The 26,816-nt window shown below is 64.4% G+C and carries 21 protein-coding genes; 7 read left to right on the top strand and 14 right to left on the bottom strand.

The genetic code is table 11. The annotated features are described in order from the left end of the window. The first annotated feature begins 126 nt into the window (after positions 1-126). On the top strand, positions 127-1,116 hold the full coding sequence (locus ACTJLC_RS20520) for an isopenicillin N synthase family dioxygenase (RefSeq protein ID WP_310132891.1): 990 nt from the start codon (positions 127-129) through the stop codon (positions 1,114-1,116). Then, the gene (locus ACTJLC_RS20515) at positions 1,113-2,549 is read left to right on the top strand and encodes an FAD-binding oxidoreductase (RefSeq protein WP_310132890.1); all 1,437 of its coding nucleotides are present in this window, start codon (positions 1,113-1,115) and stop codon (positions 2,547-2,549) included. Before ACTJLC_RS20520 ends, ACTJLC_RS20515 begins: the two co-directional genes overlap by 4 nt. A gap of 50 nt (positions 2,550-2,599) precedes the next feature. Here the strand turns inward: ACTJLC_RS20515 and ACTJLC_RS20510 are convergent, their stop codons facing one another. The 4 genes from ACTJLC_RS20510 to ACTJLC_RS20495 all read right to left on the bottom strand — a co-directional run bounded on the left by ACTJLC_RS20510 (position 2,600) and on the right by ACTJLC_RS20495 (position 10,094). Next, the gene (locus tag ACTJLC_RS20510) at positions 2,600-3,370 is read right to left on the bottom strand and encodes a hypothetical protein (protein ID WP_310132888.1); all 771 of its coding nucleotides are present in this window, start codon (positions 3,368-3,370) and stop codon (positions 2,600-2,602) included. Between the two features lie 293 nt (positions 3,371-3,663). Next, entirely contained in the window at positions 3,664-5,478 is a 1,815-nt protein-coding gene (locus tag ACTJLC_RS20505) for an L-lactate permease (RefSeq protein WP_073430875.1), read from the bottom strand. 172 nt (positions 5,479-5,650) lie between these two features. Beyond that, entirely contained in the window at positions 5,651-9,067 is a 3,417-nt protein-coding gene (locus ACTJLC_RS20500; RefSeq protein ID WP_310132885.1) for an alpha/beta fold hydrolase, read from the bottom strand. Positions 9,068-9,302: 235 nt separating this feature from the next. Then, complete coding sequence (locus ACTJLC_RS20495; RefSeq protein ID WP_114163645.1) at positions 9,303-10,094, bottom strand: hypothetical protein; 792 nt, start codon at positions 10,092-10,094, stop codon at positions 9,303-9,305. Positions 10,095-10,517: 423 nt separating this feature from the next. Between ACTJLC_RS20495 and ACTJLC_RS20490 the strand changes: the two genes are divergently transcribed. Next, the gene (locus ACTJLC_RS20490; RefSeq protein WP_114163644.1) at positions 10,518-12,413 is read left to right on the top strand and encodes an ATP-binding response regulator; all 1,896 of its coding nucleotides are present in this window, start codon (positions 10,518-10,520) and stop codon (positions 12,411-12,413) included. Between the two features lie 284 nt (positions 12,414-12,697). Here ACTJLC_RS20490 and ACTJLC_RS20485 read toward each other — a convergent pair whose 3' ends face one another. The 4 genes from ACTJLC_RS20485 to ACTJLC_RS20470 all read right to left on the bottom strand — a co-directional run bounded on the left by ACTJLC_RS20485 (position 12,698) and on the right by ACTJLC_RS20470 (position 16,437). After that, positions 12,698-13,492, bottom strand: coding sequence for a response regulator transcription factor (locus ACTJLC_RS20485; protein ID WP_083086274.1), 795 nt, complete (start codon positions 13,490-13,492; stop codon positions 12,698-12,700). Between the two features lie 330 nt (positions 13,493-13,822). Further along, on the bottom strand, positions 13,823-14,008 hold the full coding sequence (locus ACTJLC_RS20480; protein WP_073430880.1) for a hypothetical protein: 186 nt from the start codon (positions 14,006-14,008) through the stop codon (positions 13,823-13,825). Beyond that, a complete protein-coding gene (gene cydB, locus ACTJLC_RS20475) occupies positions 13,983-14,987 on the bottom strand; it encodes a cytochrome d ubiquinol oxidase subunit II (RefSeq protein ID WP_310132880.1) in 1,005 nt (334 codons plus the stop codon). The genes ACTJLC_RS20480 and cydB overlap by 26 nt, the downstream gene beginning before the upstream one ends. Before the next feature lie 37 nt (positions 14,988-15,024). Then, positions 15,025-16,437: a cytochrome ubiquinol oxidase subunit I gene (locus ACTJLC_RS20470; protein ID WP_310132878.1), complete on the bottom strand. Its 1,413-nt coding sequence runs from the start codon at positions 16,435-16,437 to the stop codon at positions 15,025-15,027. A gap of 94 nt (positions 16,438-16,531) precedes the next feature. Here ACTJLC_RS20470 and ACTJLC_RS20465 point away from each other — a divergent pair, with 94 nt between their 5' ends. Beyond that, positions 16,532-16,780: a hypothetical protein gene (locus tag ACTJLC_RS20465; RefSeq protein ID WP_143326716.1), complete on the top strand. Its 249-nt coding sequence runs from the start codon at positions 16,532-16,534 to the stop codon at positions 16,778-16,780. On the opposite strand, the gene ACTJLC_RS20460 is transcribed toward ACTJLC_RS20465, so the two are convergent. Both ACTJLC_RS20460 and ACTJLC_RS20455 read right to left on the bottom strand, forming a co-directional pair. Next, on the bottom strand, positions 16,764-17,051 hold the full coding sequence (locus ACTJLC_RS20460; protein WP_073430883.1) for a helix-turn-helix domain-containing protein: 288 nt from the start codon (positions 17,049-17,051) through the stop codon (positions 16,764-16,766). The genes ACTJLC_RS20465 and ACTJLC_RS20460 overlap by 17 nt on opposite strands. After that, complete coding sequence (locus ACTJLC_RS20455; protein WP_310132873.1) at positions 17,038-17,370, bottom strand: type II toxin-antitoxin system RelE/ParE family toxin; 333 nt, start codon at positions 17,368-17,370, stop codon at positions 17,038-17,040. Before ACTJLC_RS20455 ends, ACTJLC_RS20460 begins: the two co-directional genes overlap by 14 nt. 612 nt (positions 17,371-17,982) lie before the next feature. Between ACTJLC_RS20455 and ACTJLC_RS20450 the strand changes: the two genes are divergently transcribed. Both ACTJLC_RS20450 and ACTJLC_RS20445 read left to right on the top strand, forming a co-directional pair. Then, entirely contained in the window at positions 17,983-18,816 is an 834-nt protein-coding gene (locus tag ACTJLC_RS20450) for an NAD-dependent epimerase/dehydratase family protein (protein ID WP_073430885.1), read from the top strand. A gap of 27 nt (positions 18,817-18,843) precedes the next feature. After that, positions 18,844-20,136, top strand: a complete 1,293-nt coding sequence (locus ACTJLC_RS20445) for an MFS transporter (RefSeq protein ID WP_073430886.1) — start codon at positions 18,844-18,846, stop codon at positions 20,134-20,136. 105 nt (positions 20,137-20,241) lie between these two features. On the opposite strand, the gene ACTJLC_RS20440 is transcribed toward ACTJLC_RS20445, so the two are convergent. The 3 genes from ACTJLC_RS20440 to garL all read right to left on the bottom strand — a co-directional run bounded on the left by ACTJLC_RS20440 (position 20,242) and on the right by garL (position 24,092). After that, on the bottom strand, positions 20,242-22,254 hold the full coding sequence (locus ACTJLC_RS20440; protein WP_374709868.1) for a glycoside hydrolase family 28 protein: 2,013 nt from the start codon (positions 22,252-22,254) through the stop codon (positions 20,242-20,244). A 111-nt stretch (positions 22,255-22,365) separates the two neighbouring features. Next, complete coding sequence (locus ACTJLC_RS20435; protein ID WP_310132951.1) at positions 22,366-23,295, bottom strand: 2-hydroxy-3-oxopropionate reductase; 930 nt, start codon at positions 23,293-23,295, stop codon at positions 22,366-22,368. Further along, entirely contained in the window at positions 23,292-24,092 is an 801-nt protein-coding gene (gene garL, locus ACTJLC_RS20430; protein ID WP_073430888.1) for a 2-dehydro-3-deoxyglucarate aldolase, read from the bottom strand. Before garL ends, ACTJLC_RS20435 begins: the two co-directional genes overlap by 4 nt. Before the next feature lie 222 nt (positions 24,093-24,314). On the opposite strand from garL, the gene ACTJLC_RS20425 reads away from it, so the two are divergent. Continuing rightward, positions 24,315-25,898, top strand: coding sequence for an aldehyde dehydrogenase (NADP(+)) (locus ACTJLC_RS20425; protein WP_154874922.1), 1,584 nt, complete (start codon positions 24,315-24,317; stop codon positions 25,896-25,898). A gap of 99 nt (positions 25,899-25,997) precedes the next feature. Here the strand turns inward: ACTJLC_RS20425 and ACTJLC_RS20420 are convergent, their stop codons facing one another. Beyond that, a complete protein-coding gene (locus ACTJLC_RS20420; protein ID WP_073430890.1) occupies positions 25,998-26,741 on the bottom strand; it encodes a FadR/GntR family transcriptional regulator in 744 nt (247 codons plus the stop codon). Between the last annotated feature and the right edge of the window lie 75 nt (positions 26,742-26,816).

The raw sequence follows: 26,816 nt of genomic DNA, 5'->3' as shown, positions 1-26,816 counted from the left end.
GTGTGCTTTTGGCGGTATATACAACTGGGATGCGCGAGGCGCGCGAACTTGCGGCACCTCTTGCGGCACCCCGTTCGCGCCGCGCATTGAGCAGTCGAATCGACCGGCCTTTCATGGAGCAACGCGATGCCTGTGACCCGCATTCCGATCATCGATTTCGCCGGCGTTCGCGCGGGCGATCCGCCGGCCTTGCAGCGTGCCGCGCGGGAAATCCGTGAAGCGTGCACGACCATCGGCTTCTTCTACATCGTCAATCACGGCGTGCCGCAAGCGACGATCGACGCAGCCGCGCAGGCGGCGCGCACGTTCTTCGCGTTTCCGGTGGAGACCAAGCGGCGCGCGGCGGTCAATCATCGGCATCGCGGCTTCAATGCGCTCGGCGACGCGACCATGTATCAGGCCACGCGTCCCGACTATAAAGAGTTCTTCAGCATCGGCCTCGAATTGCCGGAGGACGATCCCGACGTGCTGGCCGGCCAGGCGCTGCGCGGCCCGAACAACTGGCCCGACTTCATGCCGGAATTGCGTCCCGCGCTGTATGGCTACTATGAAGCGGTCGGGGCGTGCGGCGCCGATCTGCTGCGCGCGGTGGCGGTGAGTCTCGGCGTCGACGAACAGTTCTTCGCGCCGCGTTATACGAAGCGGATGCAGCGCACGCAGATGGTCTACTATCCGCCGCAGCCGCCCCAATCGGATGCCGATCAGTTCGGTGTCGCGCCGCATACCGACTACGGCTGCATCACGTTGCTCTGGCAGGATCAGGTGGGCGGCTTGCAGGTGCGTGAAATCGCCAACGACACCTGGGTGGATGCGCCGCCGATCGAAGGCAGCTTCGTGGTGAACGTCGGCGATCTGCTCGCGCGCTGGACCAACGACCGCTTCCGCTCCACGCTGCATCGCGTGATCAATGCGTCGGGGCGCGAGCGCTATTCGATCGCGACCTTCTACGATCCGACCTACGGCGCGCGGGTCGATCCGCGCGAGCTCGGCACGAGCGAGGCCGACCTGAAGTATCAGCCGGTTGCGGCAGGCGACTATATCCTCGGGCGCATCAACGATTCGATGGGTTATCGGAAGAAGCAGGCACGCGAAGGAACGCAAGGAACCACTGCATGACGGATAACAGCAGGGAAAACAGCGGGACAAACAGCGGGACGCACAGCGCGGCGCCGCTTGCCGCGACACTCGATGCACTGCGCGCCGCGCTCGGTGACGATGCGGTGCGCGTCGGCGCAGAGATCGGCGAACGCGCGCTCACCGACTGGACGCGCCACGATCCGACGCGCCCCGCCGCGTTGCTGCTGCCGCGCGGCACGGAAGAAGTCTCGCGCGCGTTGGCGATCTGCCATGCGGCGCATCAACCGGTGGTGCCGCAAGGCGGCATGACCGGTCTCGCGGGCGGCGCGATTGCACGCGCCACGGATATCGCGTTATCGCTCGAACGCTTGAGCGGCGTCGAGGAAGTCGATGCCGCGTCGGCCACGCTCACGGTGCGCGCCGGCACGACCTTGCAAGCCGCGCAGGAAGCGGCCGCCGAAGCCGGCTTCGAACTGGCGCTCGATCTCGGCGCGCGCGGCTCGTGCCAGATCGGCGGCAATCTGGCGACCAACGCGGGCGGCAACCGCGTGATCCAGTCGGGCACCGCGCGCGATCAGGTGCTCGGGCTGGAAGTGGTGCTCGCCAATGGCGACGTGCTGACCTCGCTCGGCAAGATGGTCAAGAACAATACCGGCTACGACCTGAAACATTGGTTCATCGGATCGGAAGGCACGCTCGGCATCATCACGCGCGCGGTGTTGCGGCTGCATCCGCGGCGCGCGGCGCGTCACACGGCGCTGGTCGCGCTCGACGAGTACGACGGCGCCGTGAACCTGCTGCGCCGTCTGTCGACGCGTTTCGGCAACGACATCGGCGCATTCGAGATCATGTGGCCGGACTTCTACGATTTCGGCGTGAAGCTCACGGGCACGCGCTCGCCGTTCGCCGACCCGCATCCGCTTTATGCGCTGATCGAACATGCGGGCTTCGATTCAGGCGACGACGGCGAACGTTTCGCCGCCGCGCTGACCGACGCGCTCGACGCCGGCGCGATCCGCGACGCGGTGATCGCGCAGTCGGTGGCCGATGCGCGCGCGCTGTGGGCGATTCGCGAGTGCACCGCGGAGTTTCCGGTGCGGCTGGATGCGATCAACTTCGACGTGAGCCTGCCGATCGGCGAGATCGGCGCGTTCGTCGACCGTTGCCGCGCGGCGCTCGATCGGCAATGGCCCGGCAACGTGGCGTATTTCTTCGGGCATATCGGCGATTCGAATCTGCATGTCACCGTCGACGGCCATTCGCTTGCCGGCGTCGAGCATCACGCCGTGTATGCGTTCGTCTACGAGATGCTGCGTCCGCTGCACGGATCGGTGTCGGCGGAACATGGCATTGGCTTGCTCAAGCGCGAGTTTCTGCCGATTTCGCGCTCAGCCACGGAACTGGCGGCGATGGCCGCGATTAAACATGCGCTCGACCCGCACGGCATCCTGAATCCGGGCAAGCTGTTTTGAGCGCGGCGCGAAGGTACGCGCATGCGCGCGAATATGCGCGAATATGCAATTTACTGCGGCGCGGTGTCGACGTGCGCCAGCAACTCGCGAGCGTAACGCCGGTAGAGCCAGGAGAGCGAAGCCGCCACCAACACGACCAACGATACATTCAGCAGCGCCTCGACAACGCTGAGGGACTTGCTCGAATAGTCGTTCGGCATGGACACGCCCAAGGCGATGCCCACCAGTACGGCTACGACGATAAGCGGCAGACAGGCGATGACGCCGACACCGAACATGTTCCAGACATGCCCGCGGCTGTCGCGCCATGCGGCGCGCAGCGTGAGGCGGCCGCCGAGCGCAATGGACGGGTAAAGCAGGATCAGCCGGAAAGACACGAACAGACAGATCGCGATCACAGGCAGATAGACGAGGCCCGCCAGCTTGAACCCGCGCGTGGCGGTGTAGGTGAGCCCCATCGCCGCGAGCACGATCAGCATGCTGGCGAGCCACACCGCCAGATAACGGCCGAGCGGCTTGCCATTCAGCGGCATGAGCGGGTTCGCGCCTTCGCCGAGCAGCACGAAGCGATGCACCTTGATCGTCAGCACGCTGGACACCACCATCTGCAACGCGAAAAAGCCCAGCGAAAGCAGCGCGTGGCCGAGTAGCGCGGCCGGGGCCACAGCGCCCGCGGCGTTCGACGGCCGCTGGCCGATCAGCAGCGAAGTGCAGGCGAACACCGCCCAAACGCCGACGAACAGCCACGGCATCTGCGTGACGGCTTGCCACGAACTGATCCATCCTTTCTTGACGCAGGCCCCGAAGGTCAACTGTTCCATGTTTTGTTTAGCGCTCGCTATTCGTTGAGTGCCCGCATATTAACCAAAGTATTTTCAAATGCGAGCTTTAGTCGCCGATGCGAATGCCCGCGATGATTTTTCAATTGCCAGTCGGGAAAAATCAACAAAGGCGTAGCCGAAATATGACCGTGACACGCACAACGGCATCAGCAAGGACGGGACGGGCGACTCCGGCGCCACCGATACGCTGCGGCTCGCGCTCCACGGCACACGGCAAGATTCGACGACCGGCGCGCAGGTCGAGGCCGTGCGCGCCGTTCATTCGGAGATGCTCACTTCGCAAGCGGCGCGATCGGAATCATCCACGGGAACACATACGCCTGCAGCATCGCGATCAGGCCGATCACCGCGGCCCCGGCAATCGAATGAAAGAACACGGTTCGGAAGATCGGCCCCAACGCGAACGAGCGCTCCTTCGGATCGTCGTAGCAGGCCGCGCACGCCACCATGATGGATTGAGCGTCGATCATCTTGCCCATCACGCCGCCGGTCGAATTGGTCGCGACGATCAGGATCGGATTGAGGTTCAGTTGCTGCGCCGTGATGCGCTGCAGGCTGCCGAAGAGCGCGTTCGACGCCGTGTCGGAACCGGTCAGGAAGACCCCGAGCCAGCCCAGGTACGCCGCGAAGAACGGGTAGAGAAATCCCGCGTTGGTGAACGCAAGACCGAGGACTGCGTCGGTGCCCGAGTAGCGGGTCAGGAATCCCAGGCCCAGCACCTGAGCGATCACCAGCACCGGAATCTTCATCCGGTGCATGGTCTGCATGAAGGCATCTTTCCATTGCGCCGCGTTCAGCCTGAGCACGAGGCCGGAGAGGATCGCCGCCACGAACACGCCCGTGCCGGCGGCGGACAGCCAGTTGATCATGAAGCGGGCCGCTTCGGGTTTCGCGTTGACGGGCGCGACGGGCGGCATGCGCTGCACGAGGTTATGCAGCGCCGGCATGTCCCAGACGGGAAGCGACAGCGACCCGCTGAACTTCGAGCCGAGCAGCGTGGTGCTGAAGGTGATTCCCGCGAACAGGTTGTTGAGGAATTTCTTGAACTCCGGCACGCCCCAGAGCGCGCAGCAGGCGATCAGAATCACCCACGGCATCCACGCATAGGCGGTTTCGGCGGCCGAGTATTTGTATTTCCATTCGCTCGTATCGGTGGTTGCGGCGGCCGTGGTCTTGCCGGCTTGCGCGAGTGCTTCACGCTCGGAGCGCAGCAGAAAGCGCGTCTTCGGATGCCAGATGAAGCGCAGGAACAGCGCCGTGCAGATCACCGAAAAGACGCCCGATACCACGTCGGTCATCAGGTGGAGCGCGTTGGTTCCCGACGCGAAGAACTGCATCAGCGCGAACGATCCGCCCGCGCATAACATGGCCGGCCAGACCTCGAAGACTTCCTTCCAGGTTCCGCCTTCCATCTTCACGAACGTGGCGACCAGCCAGAAGGGCACGAAGATCGAGACGAACGGCAACTGGTGACCCGCCATGGCGGAAAGCGTGACCTGATCGAGGCCGCTCACGGCCGCCAACGTCACGATCGGCGTGCCGATCGCGCCCCAGGCGACCGGGGCCGTGTTGGCGAGCAGGTTCAGCACGGCGGATTGAAACGGCTTGAAGCCGAGGCCCACCATCACGGCGCCCGCGATGGCGACCGGCGTGCCGAACCCCGAGGTGCCTTCGATGATCGCGCCGAACGAAAAGGCGATCAGCACGCATTGCAACCGCCGGTCGAACGAGATATGGACAATCGATTCCTTGACGATTTCGAATTTGCCCGTCACGACGCTCATCGTGTAGAGGAACATGGCCGCCAGCACGATCCAGATGATGCCCAGAAACCCCGACAGCGAGCCGAGCGCGAAAGCCGAGACGGCCGATACGACCGGCATCCTGAAGACCAGACAGGACACGGCGAAAGCGGCGATGACGCCGAAAAAGGCCGCGTAAGGTGCGGAGATGCCCAGGTGCACGTTGCCCTGGGTGTCGCGGTGGCGGTGCAAGGCAATGAAATAGAGCAGCGTCAGGATCGGAATCGCGGCAACGAGCGTGGAAAGGAATGCATTGCCTAACGGGTTATAGGTCTGCTGGTACATGGCGTCTCCCTTTTGGTATTAGGGTTCGGGACTATTCGCGCGGCGTGAAGGCCCGATCATGCGCCAGAACAACGCAAACCGGCTCAGGAGGGCCGGCAGCCGATTCACGGCTGCCGCATTGAGGTATAGCGGGGGCAGCCGTCGATTTCAAGGTTGGGAGCGCCGTGAGCGGTCAATGCGCGTTCAGATACCTCGCGATGACCGGGTAAACATCCACCGCCGCATGCTTGCCGAAGATGCAGTCGATGTGCCCATAGCCGGGAATCAGATGCCGCTCGTAAGGCTGCTCCGGGAATTCCCTTGTCAGCAGGTCATAAGTGAGTTGGGTGCTCTTCGGCAGATAGGTTTCGTTGCGATCGCCGTGGATAAATCCGATCGGCATACGCATGCCTTCCAGGCCTTTTGCGCCGTTCGTCCCGCTGAGGTAAATGGCTCGCCCTTCGGCGTCGACGACTTCGCCCGCCCGCGCCATCGCGGCCAGGTGCCTGAACAGCTCGACGTCGTGCATGCCGAACAATTCCTGCAGATTCGAATGCAGCGATTCGTTCAGTTGCGCGTGTTCATAGAGCAAGCCGTACAGGAACGTGGAGCGGTGACAGATGGCGTTGCCGCAACCTTCATCGTGATCGATCGGATAGAGCCGCAAGGCTTCGTCGAACAGATTGTGCGGCCATTTTTTGTGCTGCGTATAAGCCGTCAGATCGGACACGCCGAGATGCTGGATGAGGTCGGGAATATGCAAGCCTGCCTTGATCCGTTGCAGGGTGCCCGGCACCGGATGCGCCGACACCTGCGAAATGACCGCCGAGCGCACGCCTTCGAGTCCGTACAGCAGCGACATGCTCAACGCGAGGCCGCCGAGGCAATGGCCCAGCACCTGGATGTTCGGCGCGCCGGTCAACTCGCGCACCCTGGCGACGGCGGCCGGAATGTCCTCGCGCGCGACCTGGTCGACATTGGTCGGCACCAGCACGCTCGGCATTTCGATGCTGACGCGCAGATCGACGAGCCATACGTCGTAGCCGGCCGCGCATAGATATTCCACCAGGTTGGTGGCGATCAGATCGGTCGAATAGATGCGGCTCGATACGCCGGAGCCGTGGATCAGCAGCAACGGACGCGCTTCCTTGTTGGCGTGGTCCAGATAGCGCGTGAGTCTCAGCGTGGTGCCATCGGGCGTATCGAAGAAGAACAGTTGCGGCGCCGGCGCGCGCAAGGGCCGCTTCATGCGCGGCTTGGCGTTCGGATCGAAAAACTGTAGCGGCGCGGCCACGCCGCCGTATTCGGTGAACAGCACGCCCGCAAAAAACTTGCCGAACTTCAGCGTCCATTCGAGGCGGGTCGTCAAATCGGGCGCGTGAGTGACTTCGAGCGTGCGTTGCTGCTTGAGGAAATTCTCCGGCGTGATGACGAGCGTCGCCTTGCCGATCACGGGTGCATCCGCTTGCGCCGAGCCGCGAATCTCGGCGTACAGCGTGTTGGTCTGCTCCCATAGATTCAGTGGCGAACTGCGCGTGATGATCTTCTGCCCGCTCAGATAGTACGTTTTGCCTTCGGTGGCATTGAGCGTCATGCGGTAGTTCATGTTGCGTTCGTCGACATCCGCCGGATCGACGACGAACAGATTGAAGGTGCCGTCGGTGATCGTCATCGGTTGCGCCGAGAGGGCGGGGCAGGTCAGCGTGCCGGCCGTCTGCGCCAGATGCTGCGGATTGACGAGCATGTCGGCGAGATCGTCCGATTCCACGGTCAGCGTGAATTCGATCGGGCTCGTGGCCGCCTCGCCCGCGACGGCCGGCGTATAGGTGCCCACCATCGTTTCGGTGAAGCGCAGGCCGATGCGTTGCGGCGCGGGCACGGCGGCCCCGCCCTTCGACTCGTAGTCGATCGTCCAGCCTCGCGAGGCGGCGAGCAGCGCGCAATTGCGTTCGGCCAGCGCCGAGATCGTCAGCAGCGGATTCACGCCGAGCGACATCGGCATCACGGCGCCGTCCATCACGAAGAGGCCCTCGTGCACCGCGTCGCCGGAGCCGCCGCTAAACACCCGGCCCATGTGATCGACCACGCCGTGTGCGGCGTCCTCGCCCATGCCGCAGCCGCCGAGCGGATGAACGGTGACGGTGCGGTTGTCCATGAAGTCCGTCGAAATGGGATTGCGCAGGTACTTGCCGCCGAGCGGCGCCGTCGCCTGCTTGAGGGTGGCCTCGATCGTTTCGAAGATCGGCTGCTTGCCGGCGTTTTCCCAGGTGATGCGCGCGCGGCCGTTGTCGTCGATGCCGATGCGGCCGCTTTCGTCGTCGTGCGCCATCACGAGGTAGCTTTGCGTGTGGTTGAGCGCGCCGTGATACGGGCCGCGCAGCACGCTTTCGATCACCCGCGCGTCATAGGCGAACGGCTTTTCGGGCGAGCCTGGCTCGGCGACCTCCTCGCCTTCGAGCGGCGCGGCCGCGCCGAGCAGGGCGACGAGCGCCGCGCCGACCGGTCCGGCGAGCGAGCCCTCCTCGATCACGAAGCCGTCTTTCACATCGGGCGTGTTGCGATGGTCGATGAGTCCGGTGATGGTCGGCCCGACCGGCGCAATCTCGCCCGGCTCGTGCGCGCCCCAGCCGACGCCGTTGATGACCGCGTCGGTGTTGTACGCGAAGGCGAGCACGTCGCCGTTGCCGGTGAAGCGTTGGCCGAGCATCGCGGAAACGCTGAGCCCTTGCGGCGCCTGGCTCGAACGCAGCAGCAGCGCGGTCGAGCCGATCGTGCCCGCCGACACGATGACGATATCGGCGCTCACGAACAGATCGGGCGCGCCATAACTCTCGCGGCCGACGCTCACCAACTGGTAGTTCACCCGCCACTTGCGCGTGGCGGCGTCGCGCACCACCGAATGCACCGCCGCGCCCGTGAAAATCTGCGCGCCGTGCGCGACGGCGTCGGGCAGATAGTTCATGTGCGTCGAATTCTTCGCTTCGTAATTGCAGCCCGAATTGCAGTCGCCGCAGCCGACGCAAGCCTGCTGCGCGACGCCGGCGGCGTTCACGCGGTTCTCGAACGTGACGGTGATCGGCGGACGGCTGAAGCGATCTTCCATGCCGAGCGCCTGCGCCGACCTCTCCAGGGCCTGCAATTTCGGCAGCGGCGGAAAGTCGCTCGGCACCGGCGACGGTTGCAGCATCGCGAAGGCGCGCGCATAACCCTTGTCGCGGCCGTCCTTGTCGGCGCGCAGCGCGGCGGGCCAGCGCGGGTCGTCCCATAGGCGCGGATCGGCTTCTAGCGCGACATTCGCGTTGATCAGCGAAGTGCCGCCGAGACCGCAGCCGACCACGGCGTTCACGTCTTCATTCACGTGCACTTCGAGCAGCGCGAGCGGCGAGCCGATGTGCGCGACGGAAGTGTTGTACTGCACCTGCGCGGCACCCTGGAACGGCGTGCGCGGAAATTCGCCGGCCATGAATTCGCGCCCGCGCTCCAGCACGCACACGCTGCGGCCGGCGCGCGCCATGCGGCTCGCGGCGATCGCCCCGCCATAGCCCGAACCCACCACGACCACATCGTAATGCGACTTCATCGCCGTCACGGCGCTCGATAAGCGGTTCATCAGGACCACCTCGTCAGGAATGGCAATGCGGGGGGAGGGAAGCCGGACTTCGCAAGGAAGACGGCGTGCGGCGGCGGCTTTTTTATCGTAGGCGGTGCGGGATGACAAAAAAAGGCGCATCGTACGGGGCGCGCGAGATGTGGCGCGTGTGAAAAACCGTTTGAGACCGTGTGAGGCGCGGGGCACCGTGCGGCGCGGCTGCCGCCCGTGAGCGACGCGTCATCATGAGCGCTTGTTACGCCGCTGCTTCATTCATTTCACTATCGCTCGATTCGGCCGCGAGCAGGTTCAGCGCGACGAGAATCGCCGCGCGATTGTCGATGTCGATCTCGATGCCGAGCACGTCGCTCAGCCAGCGGCCGATCTTGGTATTGGAAAAATCCGCGGCGCCGGCCGTCTTTTTCATGGTGACGCCGAGTTTGACGGCGCGATAGTGATACGAGGGCACCCGATGCTGAGCCGCGACTGCCGACAAACCGCCTTTGCCTTCCGAACACCAGCCGAGGCTGCCGGCGAGCACGATGCGCTCGGGCTCGTCGAGGCCGTCGATGAACGTGCGCGCCGCGAGCCGCACGCGCTGTTCGTCGAGGCCGTATTGCAGCAGCACGCTTTCCACCGGGTCTTCCAGCGCCTGGGCATGCAGATCGATCTCCTGCGCCATGCCTTCGTTTTCCATCGACACGTTGCGCTGATGGCCGGCGCTGCGCAAACAGTCGATCAGGTAGCGGCGAAAATACGCGCACAATGCGTAGCCATTGGACGGCGCGCTATCGGCGCAGGCGTGCGTTTCGGTGTGGCCGGGCGCGAGGCGCAGCACTTTCGAATAGATGAACTGGGCGACCAGTTCTTCCTTGTCCTCGCCGAGCGCGTGAAGTTCGAGCGGATGGTAGGTCCGCAGCGCCCGCTTGACCAGCTCGACCATCGACACCATTTCATCGGCGGACAAGCGGGTACGCCGGCGCCACAACTCGGGCAGGATCGCATCGTCGAGATTGCGGACGAACTCGTGGCTCGGAACAGCGCCCATGAAAACCTCCATAAGGGGGAAGGCAGAAGCGCGGCGAGCCTCGAAGGCAGGCGGTGAAGAGTGGCTGGAATGTCGAAGCCGCGCTGAATGTGAGGCCAGTATGCGTTTCGCAAATGGCTTCGCCTATATGGATTAAGTGGTAGCTGATGGGTAAACTGCCGGGTAAACCGTCCGGCGCGCGGTACGTCATTCGTCTGAACAGTGACGCGACGTGGACCGCGGGACCGACGTGGACCGCGCGCTGCCGCGCAGTGAAGCAATACGCAGCACCGATGCCGTCCCTTCGCGCGGCACGCCGGGGCTCCCAAGGCCCGCGTCGCCGGGCGCCCGCGCCTTATCACCGTATCCGCCATGCCCGATGCCGTGCACCGGACCGGAGTCAGCGCTGAAGCGCCGAGGCCGAACGATAAAGGAGACCGCGCAATGCGGGCCGAGCCTATCCAGCATGCAATCGACGAAGATCTGGTGCGCGTGCTGTACGCGCAAGATCCGATTGCGTTCTTTTCGCACTGGTTCTCGATCGCGGTGCTGGTGGCGATCTACTGGCCGGAGATACCGTCGCCGCCGCTGTTCATCGCGTGCTTCGGGTTTTATGCGGCCGCCAATTGCGGCAGCCTCGCACTGTGGATCTGCAACCGGCGCTATCCGCAACTCGTATCGCCGCGCGGCTGGATCTATCTGCATGCGGTGCGCGGCGTGTTGCTCTACAGCGCGCCGGGCCTCGCGGTGTGGTTCGCGTTCCAGAGCCCGCAAACGGATTTGCCGCTGCTGCATACCGTGTTGCTCGTCACGCTGGCGGCCGGCGTGTTCATGTCGAACGGCTTCGACCTGCTCAATTTTTCGACCGCCATTCCGTTCCTGCTGTTTCCGTCGATCGTGCTGCATGTCGGCACGCATACGTTCGACCGCACGATACTCGCCATCGTCCTCGCGTTTTTCTTCTTCGCGATCAACGTCTATGCGTTGAGCTATCGCAAGCTGTTCCGGCAGGTCGTGCAGGCGCGGGTCGATCAGCAGTATCTGGCGGAGTCGCTGGCGGTGCAAAAGCACGTCGCCGAAGAGGCGAGCCTCGCCAAAACCCGCTTTTTCGCCGCCGCGAGCCACGATTTGCGTCAGCCGTTGCATGCGATCGGCCTGCTCGCGGCCTCGCTCAACGATGCGGCGGCGACACCGGCGCAGCATGCCAAAACGGCCGAGCACATCGTCTATAACGTCGAGGCGTTGAATCAGCTATTCAACCAGGTGCTCGATCTCGCGCGGCTCGAAAGCGGCGTGACCCAGGTGATCCGGCTGCATTTCCGGCTTTCCGAACTGTTCGAGCGCGTCGGCAGCCAGTACCGGCCGCAAGCCGCCGCCAAGGGACTCGCGCTGCGGATCGCGCCGACCACGATGGTCGTGCACGACGATCCGGTGTTGCTCGAACGCGTGCTGAGCAATCTGCTCTCGAACGCGGTGCGCTATACCGAGGAAGGCGCGATCTGGCTGGGCTTTCGTCGCGCGGGGCGGCAAGCGGGCGGGTATATCGAAGTGCGCGATTCGGGCATCGGCATTCCCGCCGAGGAACATGAACGCATCTTCGAGGAGTTTTATCAGGTCGCCAATCCGCAGCGCGATGCACGTCAGGGGCATGGCCTGGGATTGCCGACGGTGAAGCGGCTGGTCGGCATGCTGGGCGGCGAATTGCAACTGCGCTCGGCGCCGGGGCGCGGTTCGGTGTTTCGCTTTCCGGTGCAGGCGGGCGACGCCCGCGGCATCGTGGCGAGCCTGAATGAAGCGGTGGCGGGCGGTCCTTCGGCGCAAGGGCGGCGCGTGCTGTGCATCGACGACGAACCGTCGATTCTCGAAGGCCTCGCCAGTTTGCTGGGACGCTGGGGTTGCACCGTGCGCGGCGCGCGCGACGAAGCCGCCGCGCTGGCGGCGCTCGAGGACGGCTTCGTGCCGGACGCCGTGCTATGCGACTACCAGTTGGCGCATCACCGCACCGGCGCGCAGGCGCTGACCGCCGTGCGCAACGTGCTCGCGCGCGCCGGGCATGAAGGCGTGGTGACGCTGCTGATCACGGGCGATATGGCGTCGGCGGAACTGGCGGCGCTGGCCTTGCAGGGGATTCCCGTGCTGCATAAGCCGGTCACGCCGGCGCGCTTGCGGCGCACGCTGGAAATGCTCTGGCAGCAGGCGGAACTGGATAAGAGACGGGCGGCGGCCACGCCGGAATTGCGCGCGGATGGAACGGGAAATGAGCCGGGGAGTTGGGCGGCGCCGGGCGGGGTGGGCCAAGCGGCGGGCCAGTCGGCGAGCGGCGCGAGGTTGGGGGCGTAGGGATAGTCGCAGGGATTGGGGAGTGGAGGGAAGCGGGAGGGAAGCGGGAGGGAAGCGGCAGGGAAGCGGATGCCAGGCGCGGACGCAAGCGGCAAGCGCTAGCCGGAGTGTTAAACAATGCGCCGCTCGCCGACGCTCGCCGACGCTCGCCGGCGTTCGCTGCGCCGATTGCTGCCGTTCGTCGCATCGCCCGCCGCCGTTCGCTGCGCCGATTGCTGCCGTCCGTCGCACCGCCTGCCGGCGTTGTTCGCCGCACCACTTGCCACCGCCCGACACCCGCCCGCCTACAGCGTTTTCCCCGCTTCGAGCCAGCCGTTGATCACCGCGATCGCCATCGACCGGTTATGTACGCCGAGCGCCCGGAAGATGACCGACAGGTGCACCTTGACCGTGCCTTCCGCGACGCCGAGTTCACGCGCGATCATCTTGTTGGTCCAGCCGCGATGCACGAGCCGCATGATGTCCTGCTGGCGCGGCGACAGGTTTTCCAGCAAGTGCTGTTGATGCGGCTGCAGCGCCGGCAGTTGCGTGATCGGCTCGGTGAGCGCCGTCGCGCCTTGGCCCGCGCCCCGCGCGCTTGCCTGAATGCCCGCCTGAGCGGTGATCGGCATGCCGCCCAGGCTGGATGACCCGGCGGCGCCGTCGGCGCAGACCGGCGCGGCTTGCGCTTCGCGAGAGCCCAGCAGACTGAGCGCTTCCATCGGCACATACGCGCCGCCGGAAAGAACGAGTTCGATCGCCTTGAGCATCACGCTGGCGGGCTGCCGCTTCGGCACGAAGCCGAGCGCCCCGGCGGCCAGCACCGCGCGCATCTCGTCGGGCGACTCCTCGGCGGACAGCACGACCACCGGCAACGCGGGATTCGCCGCCAGCAGCGTCTCGAGCGACGACGCGCCGCTCATGCCCGGCATATGCAGATCGACGATCGCCAGATCGTGATCGGCGTCGGGCCGCGCGGCGGTGGCGAGCGTTTCCCAGCTATCGGCTTCGTCGAACTGGGCGTCGGGATCGAGACCGCGCAGCATTCCCTTGACGCCTTGCCGGATCAGTTCATGGTCGTCGGCCACAAGAAACTTCATGATGTCTCCGCGAGTCGAGCCTGCGCGTTGTGGGCTACCGCCGTTGTAGCGTCTCGTTTTACTTCTATTCTCGTGAATTGCATCATTGCCGGCTACCCCGCGATCCTATACCGATCGGCGGCGCGGCGGACCTTCCGGCCCGCCGCGCACGTGACTATTTATTTATATGATCGCCGGCTGTTTCGATGCACCACGTTGTCGCTAAGGTTGGTCTCCCGCGCACAGGTTCCGGCTTGCTAGGTAGACGAGCCGCGAGCGCCGTTTTTGAAGCCGTGCCTAAGGGATTCCGCAGGTTATGCGCGCCGGATCGAGGCGCGCGACAGCGGGCCTTTATTTGACCGCAAACAACGTCGCATTCATCAGGAGCTTGAACGCGAAGCCGAGCGACATCGCCGAGGCCACGCCGAAGCACCATAGCGCGATGAACCACAGCCAGCCGGGCAGCTTCTTGCGCGCCGGCGTTTGCGCGCCGGCGCCGCCCTCCGCGTGCTTAGTGATAGTGATGTTGGTCGTCATGACGCACCTTGCCACGAAATACCCAGTAACCCATCGTCGTATAGGCGATGATGATCGGCAGAATCACCGCTGCGCCGACCAGCGTGAACATCTGGCTGGAGAGCGGCGCGGCGGCCTCCCATAGCGTCATGCTCGACGGAATGGCATACGGCCACAGGCTCACCAGCAGCCCCGCATAACCGAGCAGCACGAGCAGCAGCGCCAGCACGAACGGCGTGTTGTCATGCCGCTCACGCACCGCGCGGCGCATGAAGAACACGCAGACCGCAACCAGGAACGGCACCGGCAACAGCCGATAGAAGAGGCCGTCATGAAACCAGCGTTGCGCGATATTCGGGTCCTGCAGCGGCGTCCACACGCTGACCATCGCGATGAAGCCGAGCAGCACCATCGTCAGCGGCCATACCACGCGATGCAGGCGGCGTTGCAGATCGCCTTCGGTCTTCGCGACCAGCCAGCAGCAGCCGAGCAGCGCATAAGTGACGATGAGCCCAAGTCCTGTGAGCAGGCTGAACGGCGTGAGCCAGCCGAAGGCGTCGCCGGCATAACCGCCGTCGATCACCGGGATGCCTTGCAGGAACGCGCCCAGTGCGATGCCCTGGAAGAACGTCGCGCCCGCCGAACCGCCGATGAACGCGAGGTCCCACATAGGTTTCGTGCGATTGGCCTTGGCGCGAATCTCGAACGATACGCCGCGAAAGATCAGGCACACGAGCATGAAGATCAGCGGCAGATAGAGCGCGGACAGCACGGTCGAGTAAACCACCGGAAACACCGCGAACAGGCCGGCGCCGCCGAGCACGAGCCAGGTTTCGTTGCCGTCCCACACCGGCGCGACGGTGTTCATCATCAGATCGCGTTCCTTCTCGTCGGGGAAGAACGGGAAGACGATGCCGATGCCCAGGTCGAAGCCGTCCAGCACCACGTACATGAAAAGGCCCAGCGCGATGATCGCGGCCCACACTACGGTTACGTCCATTGTCTTTCTCGCAAGCAGCTAGTGAAGCGGGGTAGGTTCAGGCCGCGTCGATCATGTGATCGGCGGCGGAGAGCGGGCGGCGCGCGGTCTGGTTCGGCGAATGCTCCGGCGCGTCGTGCGGCGTTTGTCCCGGTAACGGCGGACCGGAGCGCATCAGCTTGAGCATGTAATAGACGCCGGTGCCGAACACCAGGAAATAGACCACCACGAAGGTCATCAACGAGATGCCGACCTGCTGCGTGGTGAGCGGCGACACGGCTTGGGAAGTGCGCATCACGCCGTAGACCACCCACGGCTGACGGCCCGCCTCGGTGGTGACCCAGCCGGCCAGCAGCGTGATGAAACCGGTCGGGCCCATCAGCACGGCGAGATGCTGGAACCACCTGGCCTCGAACAGCCGTTCACGGCGGCGCAGCGCCCAGCCGATCAGCGACATCAAGATCATCAGCATGCCGAGGCCGACCATGATGCGAAAGCTCCAGAACACCACCGTCGAGTTCGGCCGGTCTTGCGGCGGAAATTCCTTCAGGCCGCGAATTTCGCCATCCCAACTGTGCGTGAGGATCAGGCTGCCCAGGTGCGGAATCGACACCGCGTAGCGCGTGGTCTCCGCCTGCATGTCGGGAATACCGAACAGGTTCAGCGCGGTACCGCCTTTTTCGGTTTCCCACAGACCTTCTATCGCCGCGATTTTCGCGGGCTGATACTCGCGCGTGTTCAGACCGTGCTGATCGCCGACGACTGCCTGGATCGGCGTGAGGATCAGCAGCAGCCAGAGCGCCATCGAGAACATCTTCTTGACGGCCGGATCGCGCCGGCCGCGCAACAGGTGCCATGCGCCCACCGCCGCCACCACCAGCCCCGCGACGATGAACGCGGCGAGCGCCATATGCGCGAGCCGGTACGGGAACGACGGATTGAAAACGATCTTAAACCAGTCGAGCGGCACGACCCGGCCGTTCACCACTTCGAAGCCTTGCGGCGTTTGCATCCAGCTATTGGACGCGAGAATCCAGAAGGTCGAGATCAGCGTGCCGACGGCGACCATCAGCGTGGCGCCGAAGTGAGCGCGCGGACTCACGCGCTGCCAGCCGAACAGCATGATGCCGAGGAAGCCCGCTTCGAGAAAGAACGCGGTCATGACTTCGTACATCAGCAGCGGTCCGGTGACCGGGCCGGCGAAGCTCGAAAAGCCGGACCAGTTGGTGCCGAACTGATAGCTCATCACGACGCCGGAGACCACGCCCATGCCGAAGGCCACCGCGAAGATCTTCGACCAGAACAGGCAAAGCTCCTTGTAATACGTCTTGCCGGTTTTGAGCCAGCGCCATTCGAGCACGGCGATGAAGCTCGCGAGGCCGATACTGAGCGCCGGAAAAACGATGTGAAAGGAGACGGTGAACGCAAACTGGATGCGGGCGAGGTCGAGTGCCGAGAGAGCGGAGTTCATGAGCGTGAAGTGCGTGATGCCCGCGAGGGCGGACTACGCGCGTCGACCGGTGTCGGTGCGCACTGCGCTGGGCAGATGGGCGCAAGAGTAGGGGATGAGCGAATTTTCTGCTGCGACGCGACGTGCGTCAAAAAACCGCCTTGTTTTACGCGAGTTTCGGATTCTTATGCCGCAAGCCTTTGATGGGCATCAAGTTTTTCTTATAGCGTCGTTGCTGCTGCTTGACGCGATCAGGCGAAAACTGCGGCAATCGACCGCGCTGCAACAACGCCGCGAAGCCCGCGTTCGCGCATTCAACCGCGCCGGATCAGATTCGCTCCCGCGGCTTATGCGATCGAGATGAACAACTGCTTGCCGCACGCGGCCGCGTACCTGCGCAATGTGTCGATGGAAGGCGAGTGCCGCCCCGAGGCCAGCGCCCGTTCGAGCCGCGTGATCGCCGGTGCTTTCGTGCCCATGCGCTCGGCGACTTGCGCCTGCGTCAAGCCGGCCTCCCGGCGCGCCGCGAGCATCTGGTCGAGCAGCGCGAATTCCTCGCGGTTGAGGCGTTCATATTCGGCGCGTACTTCGGGGTCGGCGAGCGCCCGTTCGCGCATGGCCTTATAGGTTGCCATTTCTGATCTCCAGTAGTCTTTTGCGCGCCACGTCCAGTTCGTTGCGCGGCGTTTGTTGCGTCTTCTTCACGAAGCAGTGAAGCATGACGATTTTCCGTTCCACGATTGCGCAGTAGAACACTCTGGCGATTCCCTCCGCGCCTTTCAGGCGCATTTCGAACAAGCCGCCGCCCATTGAAGCGGTGTGCGGCTCGCCGAGATTCGGGCCGTATTCCTCCATGCGGTCGGCCAGCGCGATGAAGCGCGCGAGCAGCGTTTTCGGCAACGAGGCGACGTTGACTTTGACCTTCTCATTGTAGAAGTCGATCGTAAATGCCATTGAACTTGATAATAACAAATATGTTATTGACGCGCAAGTTGACGACTATGACGGTTGCCGCGAACGGGCAACCACCGCCCGGCATTGCGCGGCAGGGAATCGAACGACAGGAGGAGGGCGAAAGCTGGACCGCGATGAGCGGTTACGACGGCGTCGGCGCAACCAGGTGTTCGGTGTCGGCTAGATGGTTTCGTGCGGGACGCGACGACAGCGCTGCACGAATGCGGATCTCCTTTTTGCAGCGGCAAACTCGATAGGAAGGGATGGCTGATCGAGGCCAACTCGCCATCAACCGACGATAGCCAAATCCGAACCGGCTTTCCATTAGCCGGTTAGCTAGCCAATCGGCCGGTGACAGCGCGTGGCCATCGCGACGCGCTTTCTAGTTATACGATGTCACATCAATTTGTGTGGCTCAGCCGCTTATCGGCAACGGCGCAACCGTCGAAAGCCCAAAAATAATACGGGTAAATGCCTAGTTGAAATCCGTCTTTCCATCGTTGATAGTACGTCGTCGTACAACAAGCACGGAAATTTCATCGAGGCCGTCGTGGCCTTCCCGCTTGCTGTCTCAAGTCTGCTCGCGCACGGCGCAGTAAAGGAAGGAAGCTTATGAAGAAGATTGCCCTGAGTGGGGCCGGTGGCCAGCTTGGCTCGGTAGTGCGTGCGGCATTGGTCGCGCGCGGCACGCCGCTGCGCTCGGCCGCCGGTTCGAAGCCGCTGGTTCCCCTGGTGGAAGGCGAGGACGTGATGCACGGCGATCTGCGCGATTCCGCCGTCGTGGATCGCCTGCTCGATGGCGTCGACGTGTTGATCCATTTCGCGGGGACCAGCGTGGAACGCCCGCTGCCCGAAATCATCGAGAACAATCTGCGCGCGCTCGTCGAAGTGTACGAAGGCGCGCGCTGGCAGGGCGTGCGGCGCGTGGTGTTCGCCAGTTCGAACCACGCGATCGGCATGTATCCGGTCACCGAACAGCTCGGTCTCGACTGCGCGCTACGCCCGGACGGCTTCTACGGCTTGAGCAAGGTGTGGGGCGAAGCGCTGGCGAGAATGTACTGGGACAAGCACGGCATCGAGAGCGTTTGCGTGCGCATCGGCAGTTGCCTCGAGCGGCCCACCGAGCCCCGGCATCTGAGCACGTGGTTCGGACATCGCGACCTGCTGCATTTCATCGACCGTTGCATCGAGGCGGAAGACGTTGGGTTCCTCACCGTCTGGGGCGTCTCGGCCAACACGCGTAGCTGGTGGGACAACAGCGGCGCCGAGCGCCTGGGCTATCGGCCGACGCAGAACGCCGAGGACTACGCCGCGGAAATCCTCGCGCGCCCGAACCCGCTCGACGCGTTGGGCCAACGCTTCCAGGGCGGCAGCTTCGTGGGCATCGATTATTCGCGCGACGACGCCGGCCCGGATGGCGCGGCTTCGCGCGCAAGGTCCGTCTGACCGGTTAAAGATCAAGGAGACGTAGTCATGAAAATCAAGGGCATCCGCTGGTGGATGGTCAGCCTGGTCGCCGCCGGCCTCATCATCAATTATCTCGCGCGCAATACGCTGTCCGTCGCCGCGCCGACCTTGATGAAGGACCTTCATATCACCACCGAGCAATACTCGCATGTGGTGGTGGCGTGGCAGCTTTGCTATGCGTTCATGCAACCGGTCGCGGGATATCTGCTCGACACCATCGGCACCAAGATCGGCTTCGCCGCCTTCGCGATCGCGTGGTCGCTGGCCTGCGCCGCGGCGGCATGGTCGACCGGCTGGCAGAGCCTCGCGTTCTTTCGCGGCTTGCTCGGCGTCGCCGAGGCGGCCGGCATTCCGGCCGGCGTGAAGGCGACGAGCGAGTGGTTCCCGGCCAAGGAGCGTTCGGTGGCGATCGGCTGGTTCAACATCGGCTCGTCGATCGGCGCGCTGCTCGCGCCGCCGCTGGTGGTGTGGGCGCTGCTGCACGGGCAATGGCAATGGGCCTTCGTGATCGTCGGCGTGGCGGGGATCGTGTGGAGCGCGGTGTGGATGCTGCTGTACAAGCATCCGCGCGACCAGAAGCTGCTGGGCGACGCCGAACGCGATTACATCCTGAGCGGGCAGGAAGCGAAGCACAGCGACGCCGGTGCGCCGAAGCGCAGTTGGGGTGCGATGCTGGGCAGCCGCGACTTCTGGGCGATCGGCATTCCGCGCATTCTTTCCGAGCCGGCCTGGCAAACCTTCAACGCATGGATTCCGCTGTACATGATGACCGAGCGGCACATGAACCTGAAGGAAATCGCGCTGTATGCGTGGATGCCGTTTCTTGCCGCCGATATCGGCTGCGTGCTCGGCGGCTACCTCAGTCCGCTGTTTCATAAGTACGCGAAGGTCTCGCTGTTCACGTCGCGCAAGATGGTTTTCGTCGTCGGCGCGCTGTTCATGATCGGGCCGGCATGTGTCGGGCTGGTCGAGAGTCCCTATGTGGCGGTGGCGCTGCTGTGCGTCGGGGGATTCGCTCACCAGACGTTGTCCGGTGCGTTGTACGCGATCACGTCCGACATGTTCGGCAAGAACGAAGTCGCGACCGCGACGGGCATGGGCGGCATGGCGGGTTACCTGGGCGCTGCCGCATTCACGGCGCTGTTCGGCGTGCTGGTGACGCAGGTCGGCTACAGCCCGCTGTTCGTCGTGCTGGCGGTGTTCGACATCGTTGCGGCTGCGGTGGTGTGCCTGCTCGCGAGAAGCGCTGACAAGACGTCCGAGCCGCGTTGGGTGGCGGCGAGCGCGGCGGCGAAGTGAGTCGCGAGCGGCGGATTCGTTAGCGGATCCGCGGCGTGACGGAAATGAAATGGCGGCGTCCTCGGACGCCGCCATTTTTTTCTGGGCTTCGGATGGATGACTCGCTTAGCGCTGATCGACCACCGTGGTGTTGTAAGTCGTCGATCCGATCACCACGTTCTTCAACGTGATGCCGTTGACGTTGTAGGCATAGATCGGTCCGGGCGTCGTCGAGGTCGCAGGTCCGGCGGCGACCGCCGTCCCCAGGTTGCAGTTCGAGATCGTGACGCCGCTGATCGGCGGAACCGCCGGCGCGGGAGCCGGGCCGTTGTAGTCGAAGGCGACGGGCCCCTGGGCCACGATCGCCTGAAAACACGAGCCCGTTACGCCGTTGAGCGTGACGTTGCTCGCCTGCACGTTCGAAATGTTCACGTTCTGCACGACCGCCGGACGCGTGCGAATAGCGTCGTTGGCCGGCTGATAGTCGCAGTCGAACGTGATGAGGCCGCCCTGCGCCGCGGAAGGATTGGCCGCCGTCGCCGTGACGACGCCCAAGGGCACCGTGCCGTTGATCGGACTGCCGGCGAGCAGCGCACTGCCGTAGCCGCTGGCTTTCAGGCTGACGCCGTTGGGCAGCGTGACCGTATCCACGTAGAAGTTCTTCACGAAGCCGCCGCGATTCATGTTCGTCTTGATGCGAATCGCGATGTTCAGCGGATTGGTCGCCCAGTTCTGATTGAGCATCTGCAGATTGCGTGCGTAGATGTTCTGCACGCCGCCGCCCATTTCGCTGCCGAGCGTGATGCCGCCATGCCCGCTGTTCATCGTGCAATTCTGGATCACGTGATTCTGCGCGGGACCATACTGCGTATCCTGGTCCTTGCCGGACTTGATCGCGATGCAATCGTCGCCGGTGTTGAACGTGACGTTGTCGCACAGGACGTTGTCGCACGCGTCGGGATCGAAGCCGTCGTTATTCGGGCCGATGCTGTTGGTGGTCACCCCGCGGATCACGACGTTCTTGCAATCGGTGGGGTGGTGCTGCCAGAACGGCGTGTTGTTGGTGCAATAGTTTTCCATCAGCACGTTCGTGCAGCCGATGAATTCCACCATGCACGGACGCAGATAATGCCCGATGCCGAAGATCCGCTGGGCGATCGGAACGCCTGCCTCCGAGAGCGCGGGCAGATAGTTCTGATCTTCCTGCCACGGTGTCGTGGGGCTGGTCAGTTGCGCATAAAGCGCGTCGGAAATACCCGGCGCCGCGATCTTGAGGTCGACATTGTTCGGGTTGAGATAGACCTGCGAGGGCGTCGACGAATTCACGCAGCCGTATGCGCCATTCGATCCCTTGTAGGTCCACCAGCAGGTGGCTGTGTTGCCGCCGCCGGCGAACGGCGTCATCGCCTGGCCGTTGAGCACCGAGGTGGCGTCTTCGCCGGTGAGCGCAATGTTGGTCTGGTTGCGCGCGTAGACCGGTGAGCCGTAATTCAGGCAATCGTTTGCCTGCCAGCGGCTGTAGAACAGCTTGCCGTTCGCGCCGCAGTCGACCGGTCCGTCCTTTGCGTAGTCCGCCGGGTTCGGGCTGAAATAGATCGTGCAATTCGCGCTGAGATGAAAGTTCACGTTGCTGAGCAGCACGATCGGCCCGGCGCAGTACCAGGTGCCCGACGGCACGACCACGCGGCCGCCGCCGGCCGCATTGCAGGCCTGAATCGCGGCAAGAAACGCGGGGCGGGAGTCGAACGACGCCGCGGCGTTGGTTTGTCCGGAGCCGGGGCTGGCGAGCGAGGCCGCGCCCGTATAAGGATTGGTCGCGGCGACGACCGCGCAAGGCTGCGCGCCGTATTGCGTGACGACATAATCGCGCGCGGCAAACATCGATTGAGTGACGCCTTGCAACGACGCGATGATCCGCGTCGCGGCGCCCGAGGTGCCCCAGATCGGGTTCTGCACCACCGGCGGCGCGGACCCTCCGCTAACCGAGCCGCCGCAGGCCGACAAGCCGCCGAGCAGGGTTGCGCCCGCTGACGTTCCTGTCAGCACGATAAACGCCCTGCGTGTCGGCGAATCGGGTCCGCCTTGATTGTTGGCTCTCGATGCTGCCGGCTTGCCGCTGTTTTTATTGATGATGGCCACGCATGTCTCCTTGCCCTTTGCGGGCGTTGTCGGTAATCGCCAGAAAACGAAAGCGCCGCCCCCTTTCCCTGTCGAGAAAGCGGGGCGGCGCTGTACATGAGGGTTTGGGGCTTAAGCGGTTTGCTGGCCGATTTCGTGATTGGCGAGCACTTCGAGCGCACGCACCATCGCGGAGTGGTCCCAAGCCTTGCCGCCGTGCGCCACGCACGCGTTGAAAAGTGCCTGGCAGGTGGCCGTATTCGGCAGCGAAACGCCGAGCGCTTGCGCGGTGGAGAGCGCGAGATTCAGATCCTTCTGGTGCAGTTCGATCCGGAAACCCGGATCGAAGGTGCGCTTCGTCATCCGCTCGCCATGCACTTCGAGAATGCGCGACGACGCGAAGCCGCCCATCAGCGCCTCGCGCACGCGCGCCGGATCGACGCCTGCCTTCGACGCGAGCAGCAAGGCCTCGCCGACCGCCTCGATCGTCGCGGCAACGATCACCTGGTTCGCCACCTTGCACACCTGTCCCGCGCCCACGCCGCCGATCAGCGTGACGTTCTTGCCCATCATGTCGAAGAGCGGCTTGACGCGCTCGAAGCTCGCCGGCTCGCCGCCCACCATGATGGTCAACGAAGCCGCCTTGGCGCCGACCTCGCCGCCCGACACCGGCGCGTCGAGATAGTCCGCGCCGCGTTCACGCACGCGGGCCGCGAACTCGCGCGTCGCCATCGGCGAAATCGAGCTCATGTCGACCACCGTTTGCCCCGCGCGCAACGCGGCGGCGAGTCCGTGTTCGCCGAACAGCACGCGCTCGACGTCCGGCGTATCGGGCACCATGATGAAGATCACGTCGGCGTGCGCGGCCACCGCAACAGGGCTATCGCACGCGAGCGCGCCGGCCTGCGTGAGGTCGTCCGGCACGCCGCTGCGCGTAAACGCCGCGAGGCTCACGCCGTTCTTGAGAAGATTCGCGGCCATGGGCTTGCCCATGATGCCGAGTCCGATGAAACCTGCCTTTTGCATGGAATTCTCCGTGGATGTCGTGGCGGCCGTGTCTATTGCTGGCCGGCCTGTTTCTGCATGAAGTGTTTCTGGACCGTCTGCGCGGCGTTTTTCAAGAGCCCCATATCGGCACACACGGCGATGACGCGGCAGCCCATCGAGAGATAGCGTTCCGCGTCGGCCTGCACCGGGGCGAGAATGCCGCTCGCCTTGCCCGCGGCCTGCGCGCGTTCGAATACGCGCGCAATCGCCTGCTGCACGTCGGGATGAGCGGGATTGCCAAGGTGGCCATACGCCGCCGCGAGATCGGACGGCCCGACGAAGACCGCGTCGACGCCGTTCACGGCGAGAATTTCGTCGATCGATTCGACGGCTTTGCGGCTTTCGATCTGCACGATGACGCAAACGTTGTCATTGGCGATGTTGAAATAATCGGCCGCCGTCGCGTAGCGATTGCCGCGGTGGCTCACCGAGACGCCGCGAATGCCCTGCGGCGGGTAGCGCGTCGCGGCGACGGCGCGGGCCGCGTCTTCGGCGCTGTCGACGAACGGCACGAGAAAGTTGGAGAAGCCGCTGTCGAGAAGCCGTTTGATGAACACGCTATCATTCGCCGGCGGCCGCACGACCGGGGCGCTCACGCTGTCCTTGAGCGCCATCAACTGGGGGATCAGCGTGAGGACGTCGTTGGGCGCATGTTCCGCGTCCAGCAGCATCCAGTCGAAGCCGACCACGCCGAGCAGTTCCGTGACAATCGGACTGGCGAGCGACGCCCAGCAGCCGATCAGGGTCTCGCCGCCGCATACGGCGCGACGAAAACTATTGGGTAGAGACTGGTAAGGCGTGACGGCTGGCATGGGACGTTTCCTCGAACTGCGATTGATCGGGCGGGCGCTGATGTCTGCAGGACGACATGTTATAGGTCGTCGTACGTCTTGGTGAAGATTAGCACTGGTCCCATTTATTGTAACGGTCACGTAAACCCGAAGTCCTCGCCAGATGGGCGTGTCCGGTTGCATGCGCATCTCGATATGTTGTAGGATGACTTATATCCAAGCGTTCATTCCAAGGAAAGCGAAATGTCTATTACCGGCGAAATGCTGATCGGCCGCCAAGCGGTGCGCGGCGACGAAAAACCACTGTACGCGTTCAATCCCGCCACGGGTTCCAACATCGCCGAGCCGGTTTTCGGCAGCGGCACGGTGGCCCATGTGGCGCAAGCCTGTGAGCTTGCGCAGAAAGCGTTCGACCCGTACCGGCACCTGCCGCTCGCGGTGCGCGCGGAATTCCTCGAACGGATCGCCGACGGCATCACCGCACTGGGCGACGCATTGATCGAGCGCGCGCAGCAGGAGTCCGGCTTGCCGAAGGCGCGCCTCGAAGGCGAGCGCGGCCGCACGACGGGTCAACTCAAACTGTTCGCGCAAGTCGTGCGCGCGGGGCAATGGCTCGCCGCCACACTGGATTCGCCGCTGCCCGAGCGCAAGCCGTTGCCGCGCTCCGATTTGCGCATGCAAAAGATTCCGCTCGGCCCGGTTGCGGTGTTCGGCGCGAGCAACTTCCCGCTCGCGTTTTCGGTGGCGGGCGGCGACACGGCGGCGGCGCTGGCCGCCGGTTGCCCGGTGGTGGTGAAGGCGCATCGCGCGCACCTCGGCACCTCGGAGATGGTCGGCCGCGTGATTCAGCGCGTCGCGCAGGAAATGGACTTGCCGGAGGGCGTGTTCTCGCTGATCGTCGGCGCGGGCAATTCCGTCGGCGAAGCGCTGGTCGCGCATCCGGCGATCAAGGCGGTGGGTTTCACGGGTTCGCGTGCGGGCGGCACCTCGCTGATGCGCGTCGCGGCGGCGCGTGCCGAGCCGATTCCGGTCTACGCCGAAATGAGCAGCATCAACCCGGTGTTCCTGTTGCCGAACGCGCTGGCTCAACGCGGCGACAGTATCGCGCGCGGTTTCGTCGATTCGCTGGTGCTCGGCGCGGGGCAGTTTTGCACCAACCCCGGCCTGGCGATCGCCGTCGACAGCGACGCGCTCAAGGGCTTCGTCGCGGCGGCATCGGAGGCGCTCGGCGGCAAGCCCGCGCAAACCATGTTGACGTCCGGTATTCACGCGGCCTATGAAGAAGGCGAGGGCAAGCTGGCGGCGATCAAGGGCGTCGAGACCGTTGCGCGCGGCGTCGACGTAACCGGCCCGACACAGGCGCGCGCCGCGTTGTTCGTGACCGACGCGCAGACGTTCCTCGCCACGCCGGCGCTCGAAGACGAGGTTTTCGGACCGGCGTCGACCATCGTGCGCTGCAAGGACGAGCAGGAACTGCTCGCGGTCGCCGAACATTTCGCGGGGCAGTTGACCGCCACGGTGCAGATGGACAGCGCCGATCTGCCGGCGGCGAAAAAGCTGGTGCCGATTCTCGAGCGCAAAGCCGGCCGGATTCTCGTCAACGGGTTCCCGACGGGCGTCGAGGTATCGCATGCGATGGTGCACGGCGGTCCGTTCCCGGCCACGTCCGACAGCCGGGCGACCTCGGTGGGGACGACTTCGATCGAGCGCTTCCTGCGTCCGGTGTGCTATCAGGACTTCCCGGCCGATCTGCTGCCCGAGCCGCTCGTCGACGGTAATCCGTTGAACTTGTGGCGCCGTCGCGATGGCGAAATCACGCGCGGCTAAGCTCGCGGAAGAGAGCTCGCCAACGAGCTTCGTCTGAAAAGCAAATGGCCGGGGAAACCCGGCCATTTGCTTGTGCGCCAACCGCTACGAATGCGCCAATCAGCTATTCGTCTCGGCGGCTTCGTTCGCGCGCCTCAACCGCTCGCGGCTGTTGGACAGATGCATGCGCATTGCCGCGCGCGCGCCTTCCGCGTCGTGCCGGGTGATCGCTTCGAGAATGCTTTCGTGCTCCAGATTGACGAGCGACAGATACGCATCCGGCTCCGCGCGCGCAATGCCCGCCGAGTCGAGGCGGTTGCGCGGAATCAGCGCGCTGCCCATTTGCGTGAGGATGTCGACGAAATACCGGTTGCCGGTGGCGCGCGCCACCGAGATATGAAACTGCAGATCGGCGTCGACGCTGTCGAGCCCGTTGTGGCGCGTGGCCTCGATCGCGTCGAGCGCGGTGCGCATGCGCGCGAGGTCGTCGGGCTTGGCGCGCTGAGCGGCGAGGCCCGCGCATTCCGTTTCGAGGCTGATGCGCAGTTCGAGGATCGAGAGCACGTCGCGCAAGGTGGTGGCGGGCACCATGTCGATGCCCAGCTTTTCGCGCTGCGGCTCCAGCACGAAACTGCCGATGCCGTGGCGCGTCTCGATGATCTTGCCGGCCTGCAAGCGCGAAATCGCTTCGCGGATGACGGTGCGGCTCACGCTCAGCGTGACCATCAGTTGCGATTCGGTGGGCAGCTTGTCGCCGGGCTTCAAGGCGTTGGACGCGATTTGGTCGGTGACGTAGCCGACGACAAACTCGGCGAGATTGCGAGCGCGTCGTGGCGGTGCCGCGGACGCCAGTGGTGTAGCCATCGAAAACGCCCCTTAAATCAGATAGATGCAGATACTTCCTGCTATCTATTATACCGTCGTCTGACGACTGATTAT

The sequence above is a fragment of the Paraburkholderia sp. 22099 genome, assembly GCF_052045835.1.
GTDB classification, from domain to species: Bacteria; Pseudomonadota; Gammaproteobacteria; order Burkholderiales; family Burkholderiaceae; genus Paraburkholderia; species Paraburkholderia terricola.
This window is presented reverse-complemented; position numbering and strand designations above follow the sequence as displayed.